Below are 13,410 nucleotides of genomic sequence, written 5' to 3'. Positions count from 1 at the left end.
GATGCAAGCACTGAATCACTGGTATCGCATTTTGGCCACCGGCTTTTGCTTTATTGCCTTTGGTGTCGGTAGCGTTTTATTGTCAGTTACTGTGTTGCCATTACAGCGTTGTATCATCCGTGATGCCGAACAACGTAAACGCCGCGCCCGCCATACAGTGCATCTTACTTTTCGCAGCTTTATCAAGTTGATGCAGTGGCTACAGATCTTTAATTTTGATTTTAGCGCCGAGCAAACGCTGCGCCAGGCGCGTGGCCGGATTATTATTGCCAACCACCCCAGCCTGATTGATGTGGTTGCCTTAATCGCCATGACGCCTAATGCTGACTGCGTGGTAAAGGCGCAGCTGTTTCGCAACCCCTTTATGCGCGGTGTGATCAGCAGTACCGGCTATATCAGTAATGCTGATCCGGATCAGTTGCTGGATGACTGCGCGGCCTCGTTGGCACAGGGTAACAACCTGATTATTTTTCCGGAGGGCACACGCAGCAAGCCTGGCCAGGCACTGCAGTTTCAACGCGGCGCGGCCAATATAGCGCTGCGCTCAGGCTGTGATTATCTGGCACTGCGCATCAGTTGCCAGCCCAGCACCCTGACCAAAGAAGAACACTGGTATAACGTACCCAAGCGCAAGCCGACATTGGCTATTCACTTTATTAAACCGATAGCGGTACAAAGCTACCGTAATCTGTCGTCCCCTTCGCTTGCTGCCAGACAGCTGACAAGGGATTTACAAGGTTTTTATCAGCAGGTATTGAGTTAACTATGGACGCTTTAAAACACGAACTAAAACAACTGATCATCGAAACGCTGGAGCTGGAAGATATTACTGCCGCAGATATAGATGATGACGCGCCCTTATTTGGTGACGGCCTTGGGCTGGATTCAATCGACGCTTTAGAACTGGGCCAGGCGTTAAAGAAAAAATACCAGATTAAACCCGACGCCAACGCCGAACAAAATAAACAGCACTTTGCCAGCATCAGTAATCTGGCGCTTTATGTGCAGCAACAGCAGCAGTAACCGGAGCAACAACAATGAAAACAAAACAGGACATCTTTGCCGTATTACAACAACTAATGGTAAAGGAATTTGAACTGGATGCAGAGCAGGTACACCTGGGCGCTCACTTGTACGAAGATCTGGATCTGGACAGCATTGATGCCGTTGACCTGGTAGTAAAGCTGCGCGAGCTGACCGGCAAGAAAATTGAACCGGATGCCTTTAAAGCTGTACGCACTGTAGCTAACGTAGTTGATGAAGTATACGCCCTGATCGACGCCTGATGTTGCAACATCCTTTGATCAAAGTGCTGTTGCAACTGACTCTGCTGGCTTACCCCTTCTACATCTGGTGGGCGGTCAGTCACTGGCATCCGACAGCCGCCTTAACGCCACTGGTGCTAATAGCATTGGTGAAGGCGATATTTGGCCAAAGTACGCTGTCACAACGCGGCTTCTTTTTACTCAGCGCCATTATCCTGCTGGCTGCCAGTGTGCTGGGTAAAGCCGAGCAAGCCATGCTGTATTACCCGGTATGGGTTAACAGCGGTATGTTATTGCTGTTTGGCTGGTCGCTATGTTATCCGCCGACGGTGGTTGAACGGCTGGCGAGTTTGGTTGAAGGTGAACTGGATGCCAAAGGCGTGGCCTATACCCGTAAAGTGACTCAGGTCTGGTGTGGTTTTTTTCTACTAAATGGCAGCATAGCGGCCCTGACGGCTTGGTGGGGTGATTGGGATCTGTGGGTGTTATATAACGGTTTTATTGCCTATCTGCTGATGGGTTTGTTAATGGCAGCAGAATGGCTGGTAAGACGTCGTGTTAGAGCAACAGAATAATACCTGGCAGCTAAGCTGGGCGTCGGCACAGCAAATTATCGCACTGGACAGCCATGGCCAACATTATAACTATGAGCGCTGGTATCACAGTGTACAGCAGTGTTACCAACATATCCTGCAGCAGGATGGCGATAGCGTGTTGCTATATCAGCCGGACGGCCTGCAGTTTAGTATCTGGCTGGTGGCACTGGCGATAGCCGGCAAGCATATAGTGCTGTCTGCCGATGGCCAACCGGCCACACTGGCACTGGCGGCACAGCATTGTGACTGGCAGGCCGGGCAAACCTTTAGTGGCGCTGCAAACCCGGCTACAGCGCAAGCAGAGCTGCAACTGCAGTTAAGCAAGCAATGCCGGCTGAGTTTTTTTACCTCCGGCTCCAGTGGCGCACCTAAGCTGATCAGCAAAAGCCTGTCACAGTTGCTGTGCGAAGTGCAGACGCTGCAACAGCAATTTGGTGCTGTGCTACAACAGGTGACACTGGTGGCCGGCACAGTGTCGCTGCAGCACATCTACGGTTTGCTGTTTCGCTTGCTGTGGCCACTGTGCAACAACCGGCCGTTTTACCCTGAGCAGCTTAGCTATCTGGAACAATGGCAAGCCTTATTGCAACAACACAAGGTTGTTTTTGTTGCCAGCCCGGCGCATCTGGCGCGCTTTGACGATATTACTAAACTGGCACCGCTGGCTGACAGGATCAGCGCTATTTTCAGCTCTGGTGGCCCTTTAGCCGATGTTGTGCCGCCGCGCTATCAGCAGGCGTTAGGGCTGCTGCCGACAGAAGTGTTCGGCAGTACTGAAACCGGTGGCATTGCTTTTCGCCAGCGCCAGCATAGCAACAGCCCGTGGCAGGCGTTTAACGGTGTACAACTGGCCAGCGACGAGCGAGGCGCCTTAGTGCTGCAATCACCGCATCTGCCGGATAATGGCTGCTACCAGACGCAGGACAAAGTACAGTTGCTGTCAGACAACAGTTTTATGCTGCAAGGCCGGTTGGACCGTATTGTTAAACTGGAAGAGAAACGTTTGTCACTGCCTGAGCTGGAACAGTTTTGCCAACACAGTGAACTGGTTAGTGCTGCTGCCGCCTTGATCCTGCAACAGCCAAAAGTACAGCTGGCGCTGGTCGTTGTGTTATCAGCGGCCGGGCAGGCGGTATTGCAGACTCAGGGTAAGCTGGCACTGAATCAGTTGCTCAGGCAGCACCTGCTACAACGCTTTGAACGGGTCTTGCTACCTAAGCGGTTTCGTTATTTAACGGCGTTGCCGTACAATGCGCAGGGTAAATTACCGCGCGCGCTACTGGAGGCGTTGTTTTAGCATGACTAAGTTATTCCCCGCGCTGACGCTAGTAAGCCAGACTGAGCAACAGGTTAGCTTGCTACTGGAGATCAGTGCTGATATTCACTGGTTTGCCGGTCATTTTCCCGATGCGCCGGTACTGCCTGGCGTAACCCAGCTGGACTGGGCAGTGCACTACAGCAAGCGGTATTTTTCGGCATTCGCCGAGGTTGTGTCGGTAGAAGTGCTGAAGTTTCAGCAGATGATAAGACCGGGGCAGCAACTGCTGTTAGTACTGGAGCGCAGTGCCGAACAGACAAGCTTGTTCAGTTACAGCCGTAACGGTGAAAAGGTTGCGTCTGGCCGGTTAAAATGGAGCCTGACCAGCGATGCGTAATTGCTTTGTGATCCCGATCTACAACCATCATGAAACCATAGCCGCAACGGTTGCGGCCTTACTGCCGTATCAGTTACCGCTGATTATTGTCGACGACGGCTCTGATATGGCGACCAAACAGGTACTGGCACAACTGGCACAACAGCACAGCCTGATCCAACTGCTTACGCTGGCCGAAAATGGCGGCAAAGGCGCGGCAGTAAGCGCCGGCCTGCGCCATGCTCTGGCTGCCGGCCTGAGCCATGCGTTGCAAATTGATGCCGATGGCCAGCATGACATTCAGGATATACCGGCGTTTTGGCAGTTGTCCGCACAACAGCCGCTGGCGTTGATCAGCGGCGCGCCCTTGTATGACGACTCTATGCCGCGCAGCCGGCGCATAGGCCGGCATATTACGCACTTTTGGGTACATATTGAAACCCTGTCCAGAGATATTAAAGATTCTATGCTGGGGCTGCGGGTGTATCCGCTGGCCACTACTGTCGCGCTACTGGACCGGGTAAAATTGGGCCAACGCATGGATTTTGATATTGAAATTATGGTGCGGTTGTACTGGCAAGGCGTGCCGGTACAGTTTATTCCGACTAAGGTTGTGTACCCACAAGGTGGCCGCTCGCACTTTAATCTGCTGCGTGACAACTGGCTGATCAGCAAAATGCATACCCGGCTGTTTTTTGGCATGTTATGGCGCGCGCCGGTGCTGTTGTGGCGTAAATGGAGCCAGGCATGACAACGGCGCAACGCAGTCATTGGGCGCAAAAACGTGAAAATGGCAGTTATCTGGCCATCCGTTTACTGCTGGGTTTGTACAGATTTGGTGGTAAATATCTGATTTTATTGGTTATGGTGCCGGTGCTTGGCTATTTTTTTATCAAAGATCGCAGCGCCCGCACCGCGTCAAGGCAGTTTTTGCAACAGGTACATACTTTTAAAGGGCCACTAAGCCCGTTTCAGCGCCCGCCGGGTTACTGGCAAAGTTATCGCCACTTCTGGCAATTTGCCATGGCGGCGCTGGCGAAAATAGATGCCTGGCTGGGCCGGCTGGACGGCAAACAGGTGTATTACGGCGGTAGTGTTGGTTTTGACACTATTATGCAGCACGACACAGGCGCAGTGTTAATTGGCAGCCATTTAGGTAACCTCGAAGTGTGTCGCGCCCTGGTGCGCAGCAAATATCCGGTAAAAATTAACGTACTGGCCCATACCCGTCACGCTGCTGCGTTCAACCGTATCTTAAAGGACAGCAATAGTGCCGTGGATCTGCAACTGATTGAAGTGACAGAGCTGACCCCGGCCGTCGGTGTGATGCTCAGTGATTGTATTGCACGCGGTGAGCTGGTGGTGATTGTTGGCGATCGTATTTCAGTGCAGGCGCCGGAACGTGCCATCTGGGCGGATTTTCTTGGTAAACCGGCCCCTTTTGCCATCGGCCCCTGGGTGCTGGCCAGCATACTGCAATGTCCGGTTTATCTGATGTTTTGCATGCGGCAGGATAACGGCTACAACCTGATGTTTGAACCCTTTGCCGGGCAGCTTAAGCTACCGCGTAAAGACCGGCAACAGGCACTGCAAAATGCCGTGCAGCAATATGCTCAGCAACTGGAACAGGTTGCCTGTCGCTACCCGTTGCAATGGTTTAATTTTTATGACTTCTGGCAATTGCCAGCGGCCAGTCAGCACAAACTTAGTCAACAGAAGGAAGCGCCAGGTGACAGCAGTACTTGAAACCGGTTTATCGCAGCCAGCCCAGACAGCTAAGCCGGTCATTAGCTTTGGCAAAGGCCGCATCAGCATCGAGCAGATCAATGCGATTGCCGGCCAGGCGGCACCGGTAGGCCTGAGTGACGACGCCCACTTTGCAGAGAAAATTAATGCCGGCGTGGCCTTTCTGGATAAGCTGCTGCAGGAAGATGGCGTAATCTATGGCGTTACCACCGGCTACGGCGACAGTGTAACGGTAAAGGTGCCGTTATCTCAGGTGTATGAGTTGCCCATTCATCTTACCCGCTTTCATGGCTGTGGCCTTGGCGAACACTTTACGCCTGAACAGGGCCGTGCCATTCTGGCTACCCGCTTATGTTCGCTCAGCCAGGGTTATTCCGGCGTCAGTTTTGAACTGCTTAATTTGCTGGTGGCATTTTTAAATCACGATATCGTGCCCTGTATTCCACAGGAAGGCAGCGTCGGTGCCAGTGGCGATTTAACGCCGTTGTCATATGTTGCTGCGGCGTTAATTGGCGAGCGGGATGTTTTTCATCAGGGGCAAATACGCCCGGCAGCAGAAGTGATGGCGGCTTACGGGCTGAACCCGGTCACTTTGCGACCCAAAGAAGGTCTGGCCATTATGAATGGCACGGCCGTGATGACGGCGCTGGCATGCCAGGCTTACCAGCGCGCAGAATACCTAACCCGGATGTCCAGCCGCATCACCGCACTGGCCAGCCTGGCGCTGCAAGGCAACAGCCATCATTTTGATGATATTTTATTCAGTGTTAAGCCACATCAGGGGCAAAATGAAGTGGCCGGCTGGATCCGCCACGACTTAAACCACTATGAGCACCCGCGCAATTCCAGCCGCTTGCAAGACCGCTACTCTATTCGTTGTGCGCCGCATATTATTGGTGTGCTGCGCGATGCGCTGCCCTGGTTTAAGCAGACGATTGAGAACGAACTGAACAGTGCCAACGACAATCCTATTATCGACGGTATCGGTGAGCATGTGCTGCATGGTGGCCATTTTTATGGCGGCCATATTGCGATGGTGATGGATACCATGAAAACGGCGGTGGCCAACCTGGCCGATTTACATGACCGTCAGATGGCATTGTTGATGGACACTAAGTTTAACAATGGTTTGCCATCAAACTTATCTGCCGCAACGCCGGAGCGGCGCTATATTAATCACGGTTTTAAGGCCGTACAGATTGGCTGCAGTGCCTGGACTGCCGAAGCGCTGAAGCTGACGATGCCAGCCAGCGTGTTTTCGCGCTCTACTGAATGCCATAACCAGGACAAGGTCAGCATGGGCACCATAGCAGCGCGCGATTGTCTGCGGGTGCTGCAGTTAACCGAGCAGGTGGTGGCGGCCTCGCTGCTGGCGGTGCAACAAGGTGTGCAGCTGCGTATCGCCCGGGGCGAGCTGTGTTTTAGCAGTTTAACCGCTGAACTGCAGCAGATGCTGCACAGTTTGCAGCAGCAACATGCGCAGATCAGCGAAGACCGGCCGCTGGAAGCCGAATTGCGTCTGCTGGTGACGCAGTTACAGCAGCAACACTGGCCGCTATATCAGGAGAACACTGATGCGCAGCGCTGAAATCATTATTGATGTGCCGTTTTTTGATGTCGATGCGATGCAGGTTGTATGGCATGGCCACTACGTGAAGTATCTGGAAGTGGCCCGCTGCGAGCTATTGCGCAGCTTTAATTACGACTACACCGAGATGTCGGCGTCGGGCTATATGTGGCCTATTGTTGATATGCAGATCAAGTATGTCGGTTCGGCCTTGTTCGCGCATAAAATCAAAGTTATCGCTACGCTGAAAGAATGGCAAAACCGGCTGAAAATAGACTATCTAATCACCGATGTCGCCAGCGGCAAAAAGCTGACCAAAGCCAGTACCATCCAGGTTGCTATCGACATGAACAGCAAGGAAATGTGCTATGAAAGCCCGGCGGTGCTGTTTGACAAACTTGGGCTGTCACGACCATGATGCGAATTTACGCAATGTTACTCCTTGGTTTGCTGCTGCCCGTTCAGGCGGACGACAGCCCGCAACTGCGCTTTCAGCCGTTGCAGGGCCAGCTGCAGTTCAACCAAACCAAACAATTGCAGGGCCTGCCGGTTGCACTGAAAAGTAGCGGTTATATTCAGCTTGAAGCCGAGCAACTGCTGTGGCACACCACCACGCCAGTGGACAGCAAATTGCAGGTTAGCCCGGCCGGTGTCAGCCAGTGGCAGCAACAACAGTATGTTGCCGTTGCCGGTAGTGAATTTGTCGGCCAACTGATGCTGGCGGTGCTGCAACAGCAGCATCAGTTTATCAGCAGCCATTTTGTTCTCAGCAACGATGACAGCGGCTGTCAATTGCTGCAACCGTTACAGGCGCCGCTGAGTAAGTTGTTTGTGCAGATCCGCCTGTGTGGCGGCAGTACTCTGCAGCAAATTGTGCTGCTGGAAACCAACGGCAATAGCACGACGATAGATTTGCAGCATGAGGCCAGCCTTGACTAAGCTGCCCCGCCTGGCAGCATCCGGCTGGCTGGCGCTAGTGCTGTGCCTGCTGGCCTATCTGCTACTGCAGTTGCCACAGCGGCAGTGGAGCAGCAGCATCACGGCCTTGTTACCTGCCGCCGCCGAACCCTGGCAGCAACAATTACTATCACAGGTGAATAGCAGCCGGCAGCTGACCCTTAAGTTATCCGGCCTGCCGCTGCCACAACTGCGCGACGCTGCCAGCGCGCTACTGCAGCATAACATCAGTGGCCTAAGCTGGTACCAGCCGGGCGCTATGCTGACACAGCTGCAGCAACAGTATCAGCAGCACCAGTCTTTACTGCTATCAGCGCAAGCCAGCGACTTGCTGCAACAGGGCCAGTATCAGGCCTTAGTCGACGCTGCCTGGCAGCGGTTATACAGCCCGGCACCTTTACTAAGCAACGCCTTAAGCCAGGACCCCTTGTTACTGACGCAACAGTTTATGGAGCAGCAAAGCGCAGGCACCCTGACACTACAACAGCATTGGTTTGAAACACGGCAGGGCGATGCCATCGTATTGTACGGCGAAACCGCAGCAGACCCGTTTGACCGCGCACCAGCCAGCGCGCTGCACCAGGCACTGCAGCAACAACTGTCCGCACTGCAAAGCCAATGGCTCCAATTGCAGCTGGCACGCAGCGGCGTGTTGTTTCATGCTGTGCATGCGGCCGATAATGCCAGCTTTGAGATGCAGTTTTATGGCGCCATCTCACTGTTAGCGATTTTGCTACTGTTAGTGCTATGTTTTCGCAGCGCCCGGCCACTGCTGCTGGCCAGCCTGGTACTGCTGCCGGCGGTGATTGCCGGCCTGGCGGCACTGTTACTGGCGTTTGAACAACCGCATGTACTGGCACTGGTATTTGCCACCACGCTAATTGGCATCGCGATAGATTATTCCTTTCACGGTATCTTAGCTGCCAATCAGGGTAAAGCGGCCTTTAGCGCCATGTTGCCCAGCCTGGCGCTGGGCCTGCTTACCACCTTGCTCGGCTATCTGGCGTTGCTGTGGCTGCCGTTTGGTTTGCTGCAACAGGTGGCGCTGTTTATGCTCGCTGGTCTGCTGGTGGCCTTTATCAGCGTCTGGCTGCTGTTACCCCTGCTGCTGGCACCGCAACAATTGCACAACAGCCACTGGTTGCAACAGGGCTGCCGCTATATTAACCACGGCTATCAGGGTTTACCGGCCAAACCGGTCTGGCTGACAGGTATCGGCGTTAGCGCGGTATTGCTGACAGTATTACTGTTGCAGAGCCGCTTTAGTGACGATGTCCGCTTGTTCAGCCAAAGTCCGGCCAGTTTACTGCAGCAGGAAGCTGAAGTGCGCGCTCTGGGGGCCCAGCAGTGGGATAGCCGTTTTCTGGTGCTGCTGGCCGACACGCCGCAGCAGGCGCTGCAACAAGAGCAGGCACTGCAGGCACAGTTGGCGCAGTGGCAACAGCAGGGTTGGTTTACGCAGTGGCAAGGGCTAAGCCAGCAACTGGCATCGCAACAACAACAAGCACTGCACCAGCAATTATTGCAACGGGCTTATCAAAGCGCACCGGTGCAGGCTTACCTGACACAGTTACAGTTAGCTGCGCCGGCAGCGCGCAGCGACTATTTAACACCAGACAACTTTACTTCACCGCTGCTACAGCAGCATTTTAGTGTTGAAGGCCAAACCGCCGCAGTAGTGCTATTGCGTGGTGTCAGCGATACAGCGCGGTTAAAGCAGGCGCTGGCGCAGCTGCCGGCGGTCTACCTGTTGGATCCGATTGCCGACGCCAATAGCAGCCTGCAGCATTTGCGTGTTCAGCTGTTAATCTGGCTGGCTTTGGCGCTGCTGCTAAGTATTGCGGTGCTAAGCTGGCGTCGCGGTATTAAGGCTGCACTGGCCAGTGCCCTGCTGCTGACGCTGGCGATAGGGGCGGCGCTGTATTTTAGTTTGTGGCGGCAACAGCAACTTAATGTATTTAATCTGGTGGCAGCGTTGTTGGTGCTGGCGCTGGCACTGGATTATGCGGTGTTTTTCACTTCCAGCCTGCGTAAGACGGAAGTAATGCAAGCGGTGCTGTTATCGGCTGCCACCAGTTGCCTGGCGTTCGGTATGTTAAGTTTCAGCCAGACACCGGCCGTTGCCAGCTTTGGTTTTACGGTCTTTTCCGGCGTTGCGTTGTCTGCCCTGCTGGCGCCACTATTAACCCTGTTAAGTCAGAAGGAGCCTGTCTCTGGTGGAACACTTTGATGTCGTGATAATTGGTGCCGGCCCGTCCGGTGCCTGTGCCGGTGCCTTGCTGCGTAAGGCCGGTAAAAAGGTGTTGTGTGTCGAAAAACAGCATTTTCCGCGTTTTAGTATTGGCGAAAGCCTGCTGCCACACTGTATGCAATTTCTGGCCGAAGCCGGGCTGGAACCAGCACTGCAACAACAGGCTGCCGCGCATGGCTTTCAGTTTAAAAACGGCGCGGCATTTTTAAAAAATGATTTTCGTACGGCTTTTGATTTTACGGACAAATTCAGCCCTGGCCCCGGTACTACCTTTCAGGTAAAGCGGGCCGCCTTTGATAAAATACTGGCCGACGCCGCTGCAGAGCAGGGCTTGCAAATTCGTTACGGTGTCACAGTAGAGCAGGTGGATATAACCGGCGCGGCGCAGGCATTACTGCAAGTCAGCGATGATAATGGCCGGCAGTATCAGCTTAGTGCCGGTTTTGTGCTGGATGGCAGCGGCTTTGGTCGCGTGTTGCCAAAATTGTTGGATCTGGAGCAGCCATCCGATTTTCCGGTGCGTCAGGCCAGCTTTTGTCATATCCGCGATAACATCAGTGATCCGCGCTTTGACCGCAATAAAATTCTGATCACCGTGCACTCCAGTTTGCCGGATGTCTGGTTCTGGTTGATCCCGTTTAGCGATGGCAGCGCCAGCCTGGGCGTAGTGGGTAAGCAACAGCGCTTCGACGCCAGCCGCAGTGCCGCTGACAACTTATGGCAGCATGTGCAGCAAACACCCGAGTTGGCACAGTTGCTGGCGCAGGCCGAACCGGTTAATGAAGCGCAAAGTTTAACCGGCTATGCTGCCAATGTGCGTAGCCTGCACGGTAACCGCTTTGCGTTATTGGGCAATGCCGGCGAGTTTCTCGACCCGGTGTTTTCTTCTGGTGTCACCATAGCACTGCGCTCAGCGGCGATGGCAGTGCCGCTGGTGCTGCGTCAGCTTAACGGTGAGCAGCCCAACTGGGACACCGAGTACAGTAAGCCACTGCGCAAAGGTATCGATACCTTCCGTGCTTTTGTTACGGCCTGGTATGACGGCCGCTTTCAGGATGTGATTTTCAGCCGTCAGCGCCAGGCAAAAGTCACGGCGATGATCAGCTCAATACTGGCCGGTTATGCCTGGGATCAGGCTAACCCTTATGTGGCAGAGCCGGAGCGGCGGTTAAATGTGTTAAGGGAATTATGTCTGGACGCCGAGTAATACTCGCCATTTGCCTGTTGCTACTAAGCGCTTGCCAGCAATGGCGGCTGCCGCCTGAGGCGGGCTGGGTGGCGCTGGATGGCGGCCATTTTCAGTTACTGGACAACTGGCCTGGCGCACCGCAGCAATTGGTGCAACAGCTACACTGGCAAGACGGCCAGCGCCAGCACCAATTTTTACTGACGGCGCTGTTACAGCCCGATGGCTATTTGTTGGTGGCCTTATCGCCGCTGGGGCATGAATTATGGCGTTTGCAATATAGCCATGGCCATCAGCTTCGCGTATCGGGGATACCGCCGTTTGATCAGCCAGAATTTGCCCGCCGCCTGTTGGCGGAAATGCAGCTGGCGCTGTTGGAGCCGTCACTGATAGCCGGCCGCTTGCAACAGCTTAGTTTGCGTCAGCAAGACAGTTTGCGTCAGCTGGTACGCCGCGATGGCTCAGTGTTGCTCAGCATCAAACAGGCCGGACAACTGCTGCCCGGCAGCCAGATTGAGCTTAGTAGCGCGGGCTACCAGTTGCAGATCACTACGTTACTGCAGGAGCTGTTATGACAACGTTTAGCCGCTTAAGCGCACTTGGCCTGTGCTGCGCATTAGGCAACAGCAAAAGCGAAGTCTGGCACAATACCGTTGCCGCCAGCCGCGCCGGTATGCGAGCGCGCACCGATTTACTGACCGCAGGCCAGAGTGTCATAGTTGGTGAAGTCAGGGCGGCATTGCCTGACTACAGCGCCTGGCCAGCGCGTTATCGTAGCCGCAATAACCAGCTGGCGGCATTCGCCTTTAGCCAGATTGCCAGCGAGGTTAGTGCTTTGCGCAGCCAGTTTGGTGCTGAACGCATTGGCGTTATTATTGGCACTAGCACTTCAGGTATTGCTGAAGGCGAGCAGGCCTTAGCGCTACAGATGCAACAGCAGCAGTTTGCGCCGGATTTTGATTATCAGATGCAGGAAATGGCGGCACCGGCCGAATTTATCAGCTGGCTGGCTGATGTCCGTGGGCCGGCTTATGCCATATCTACAGCCTGCTCATCCAGCGCCCGGGCGCTACTCAGCGCGCAAAGCCTGCTGCAAGCCGGCCTGGCAGATGCGGTGATCGTAGGTGGTGTCGATTCATTATGTCAGCTGACGTTGCGCGGTTTTTCCGCGCTGGAAGCCGTATCGGCCGGCCTGTGTCAGCCCTTTAGTGCCAATCGCGATGGTATCAATATTGGCGAAGCGGCCGTGTTATTTGTTATGCAGCGCGGTAACAGCGGCATTGCCTTGCTCGGCGGTGGTGCCAGCAGCGATGCTCACCATATGTCGGCTCCGCAGCCAGACGGGCTGGGCGCAATAGCGGCAATTAACCAGGCCTGCCAAAGCGCCGGCATTAGCGCGCAGCAACTGGATTATATTAACTTGCACGGCACGGCGACAGCGCTTAACGACAGTATGGAAAGTACCGCTTTGGCAACACTGGGCCTGCAGCAGGTGGCTGCCAGTTCCAGCAAAGGGATGACCGGCCACACACTGGGCGCCGCCGGTGCACTTGAAGCCGCGCTTTGCTGGCTGATGTTGTCCGACTATAATCCACAGCATTATTTGATCCCGCATTGTTGGGATAACGCAGCTGACCCGCAGTTACCACAGCTTAAGCTGGTACAACAGGGCCAGCAACAACAGCTACGTTATTGTTTATCCAGTTCTTTTGCCTTTGGTGGCAATAATGTTGCAGTAATTTTAGGAACTACAGCATGATAACGGGTTATCCGATAGAGCAGATATTGCCCCATGCGCAGCCGATGATCCTGCTGGACCATTTTATCGAAGCCGGCACCGAGCATGCGGTATGTAAAGTGAATATCAGTGCCGGCAGTGCATTTTTTGACGCTGCCAGCCGCTCAGTGCCGGCCTATGTCGGTATCGAGTATATGGCGCAGACTATTGCCGCCTATGCCGGAGCACATAAGCTGGCGGCAGGTGACAGTGTACGCTTAGGTTTTTTGCTCGGCTGTCGTAAATATCAACCTGCAGTGCCGGCCTTTGCTGAAGGCGCAGAACTTAATGTTAGTGTCACTAAAGTGGTGATGGACGAGTCGGGCCTTAGCGTATTTGACTGCCAGATTTCGCAGCACGGCGAGGTGCTGGTAAACGCCAAACTTAATGTATTTGAACCGGAAGATTACCGGGTTTGGTTAACGGAGTAA

At 54.2% G+C, this 13,410-nt stretch carries 16 protein-coding genes; all 16 read left to right on the top strand.

Annotation, left to right across the window (positions count from 1 at the left end; translation table 11 throughout):
- The first annotated feature begins 1 nt into the window (after position 1).
- The 16 genes from RNAN_RS13960 to RNAN_RS13885 are packed head-to-tail and all read left to right on the top strand — an operon-like array spanning position 2 to position 13,410.
- Complete coding sequence (locus RNAN_RS13960; protein ID WP_008222889.1) at positions 2-763, top strand: lysophospholipid acyltransferase family protein; 762 nt, start codon at positions 2-4, stop codon at positions 761-763.
- Between the two features lie 2 nt (positions 764-765).
- Positions 766-1,023 carry a phosphopantetheine-binding protein gene (locus RNAN_RS13955; RefSeq protein ID WP_008222887.1) on the top strand — a complete coding sequence of 86 codons (258 nt, stop codon included), beginning with the start codon at positions 766-768 and terminating at the stop codon, positions 1,021-1,023.
- Between the two features lie 14 nt (positions 1,024-1,037).
- Positions 1,038-1,286, top strand: a complete 249-nt coding sequence (locus RNAN_RS13950) for an acyl carrier protein (protein ID WP_008222886.1) — start codon at positions 1,038-1,040, stop codon at positions 1,284-1,286.
- Positions 1,286-1,840 carry a COG4648 family protein gene (locus RNAN_RS13945; protein WP_008222885.1) on the top strand — a complete coding sequence of 185 codons (555 nt, stop codon included), beginning with the start codon at positions 1,286-1,288 and terminating at the stop codon, positions 1,838-1,840. Before RNAN_RS13950 ends, RNAN_RS13945 begins: the two co-directional genes overlap by 1 nt.
- A complete protein-coding gene (locus RNAN_RS13940; RefSeq protein WP_008222884.1) occupies positions 1,821-3,158 on the top strand; it encodes an AMP-binding protein in 1,338 nt (445 codons plus the stop codon). The genes RNAN_RS13945 and RNAN_RS13940 overlap by 20 nt, the downstream gene beginning before the upstream one ends.
- A 1-nt stretch (position 3,159) precedes the next feature.
- Positions 3,160-3,516: an ApeI family dehydratase gene (locus tag RNAN_RS13935; RefSeq protein WP_008222880.1), complete on the top strand. Its 357-nt coding sequence runs from the start codon at positions 3,160-3,162 to the stop codon at positions 3,514-3,516.
- Positions 3,509-4,246 (top strand): glycosyltransferase family 2 protein, encoded by a 738-nt coding sequence (locus RNAN_RS13930; protein WP_008222864.1) that lies wholly within the window; start codon positions 3,509-3,511, stop codon positions 4,244-4,246. Before RNAN_RS13935 ends, RNAN_RS13930 begins: the two co-directional genes overlap by 8 nt.
- Entirely contained in the window at positions 4,243-5,241 is a 999-nt protein-coding gene (locus RNAN_RS13925; protein WP_008222862.1) for a lysophospholipid acyltransferase family protein, read from the top strand. Before RNAN_RS13930 ends, RNAN_RS13925 begins: the two co-directional genes overlap by 4 nt.
- On the top strand, positions 5,225-6,829 hold the full coding sequence (locus RNAN_RS13920; protein ID WP_008222860.1) for an HAL/PAL/TAL family ammonia-lyase: 1,605 nt from the start codon (positions 5,225-5,227) through the stop codon (positions 6,827-6,829). Before RNAN_RS13925 ends, RNAN_RS13920 begins: the two co-directional genes overlap by 17 nt.
- Positions 6,816-7,226, top strand: coding sequence for an acyl-CoA thioesterase (locus RNAN_RS13915; protein WP_008222858.1), 411 nt, complete (start codon positions 6,816-6,818; stop codon positions 7,224-7,226). The genes RNAN_RS13920 and RNAN_RS13915 overlap by 14 nt, the downstream gene beginning before the upstream one ends.
- On the top strand, positions 7,223-7,747 hold the full coding sequence (locus RNAN_RS13910; protein WP_040552202.1) for a LolA-like protein: 525 nt from the start codon (positions 7,223-7,225) through the stop codon (positions 7,745-7,747). Before RNAN_RS13915 ends, RNAN_RS13910 begins: the two co-directional genes overlap by 4 nt.
- Positions 7,740-9,995, top strand: a complete 2,256-nt coding sequence (locus RNAN_RS13905; protein WP_008222854.1) for an MMPL family transporter — start codon at positions 7,740-7,742, stop codon at positions 9,993-9,995. Before RNAN_RS13910 ends, RNAN_RS13905 begins: the two co-directional genes overlap by 8 nt.
- Positions 9,982-11,223: an NAD(P)/FAD-dependent oxidoreductase gene (locus tag RNAN_RS13900; protein WP_008222853.1), complete on the top strand. Its 1,242-nt coding sequence runs from the start codon at positions 9,982-9,984 to the stop codon at positions 11,221-11,223. The genes RNAN_RS13905 and RNAN_RS13900 overlap by 14 nt, the downstream gene beginning before the upstream one ends.
- A complete protein-coding gene (locus RNAN_RS13895) occupies positions 11,205-11,777 on the top strand; it encodes a DUF3261 domain-containing protein (RefSeq protein WP_081502304.1) in 573 nt (190 codons plus the stop codon). The genes RNAN_RS13900 and RNAN_RS13895 overlap by 19 nt, the downstream gene beginning before the upstream one ends.
- Positions 11,774-12,961, top strand: a complete 1,188-nt coding sequence (locus RNAN_RS13890; protein WP_008222849.1) for a beta-ketoacyl-ACP synthase — start codon at positions 11,774-11,776, stop codon at positions 12,959-12,961. The genes RNAN_RS13895 and RNAN_RS13890 overlap by 4 nt, the downstream gene beginning before the upstream one ends.
- Entirely contained in the window at positions 12,958-13,410 is a 453-nt protein-coding gene (locus RNAN_RS13885) for a hotdog family protein (RefSeq protein WP_008222847.1), read from the top strand. Before RNAN_RS13890 ends, RNAN_RS13885 begins: the two co-directional genes overlap by 4 nt.

It is taken from the genome of Rheinheimera nanhaiensis E407-8 (assembly GCF_000296695.1).
GTDB lineage: Bacteria > Pseudomonadota > Gammaproteobacteria > Enterobacterales > Alteromonadaceae > Alishewanella > Alishewanella nanhaiensis.
Note: the sequence above shows the minus strand (reverse complement) of the source record. Positions and strands in the feature narration are given on the sequence as shown.

Coding starts and splice junctions, on each gene's coding strand:
- RNAN_RS13955 (WP_008222887.1), top strand. CDS start 766: ATGGACGCTTTAAAACACGAACTAAAACAACTGATCATCGAAACGCTG.
- RNAN_RS13895 (WP_081502304.1), top strand. CDS start 11,205: ATGTCTGGACGCCGAGTAATACTCGCCATTTGCCTGTTGCTACTAAGC.
- RNAN_RS13915 (WP_008222858.1), top strand. CDS start 6,816: ATGCGCAGCGCTGAAATCATTATTGATGTGCCGTTTTTTGATGTCGAT.
- RNAN_RS13910 (WP_040552202.1), top strand. CDS start 7,223: ATGATGCGAATTTACGCAATGTTACTCCTTGGTTTGCTGCTGCCCGTT.
- RNAN_RS13960 (WP_008222889.1), top strand. CDS start 2: ATGCAAGCACTGAATCACTGGTATCGCATTTTGGCCACCGGCTTTTGC.
- RNAN_RS13945 (WP_008222885.1), top strand. CDS start 1,286: ATGTTGCAACATCCTTTGATCAAAGTGCTGTTGCAACTGACTCTGCTG.
- RNAN_RS13930 (WP_008222864.1), top strand. CDS start 3,509: ATGCGTAATTGCTTTGTGATCCCGATCTACAACCATCATGAAACCATA.
- RNAN_RS13950 (WP_008222886.1), top strand. CDS start 1,038: ATGAAAACAAAACAGGACATCTTTGCCGTATTACAACAACTAATGGTA.
- RNAN_RS13935 (WP_008222880.1), top strand. CDS start 3,160: ATGACTAAGTTATTCCCCGCGCTGACGCTAGTAAGCCAGACTGAGCAA.
- RNAN_RS13885 (WP_008222847.1), top strand. CDS start 12,958: ATGATAACGGGTTATCCGATAGAGCAGATATTGCCCCATGCGCAGCCG.
- RNAN_RS13890 (WP_008222849.1), top strand. CDS start 11,774: ATGACAACGTTTAGCCGCTTAAGCGCACTTGGCCTGTGCTGCGCATTA.
- RNAN_RS13925 (WP_008222862.1), top strand. CDS start 4,243: ATGACAACGGCGCAACGCAGTCATTGGGCGCAAAAACGTGAAAATGGC.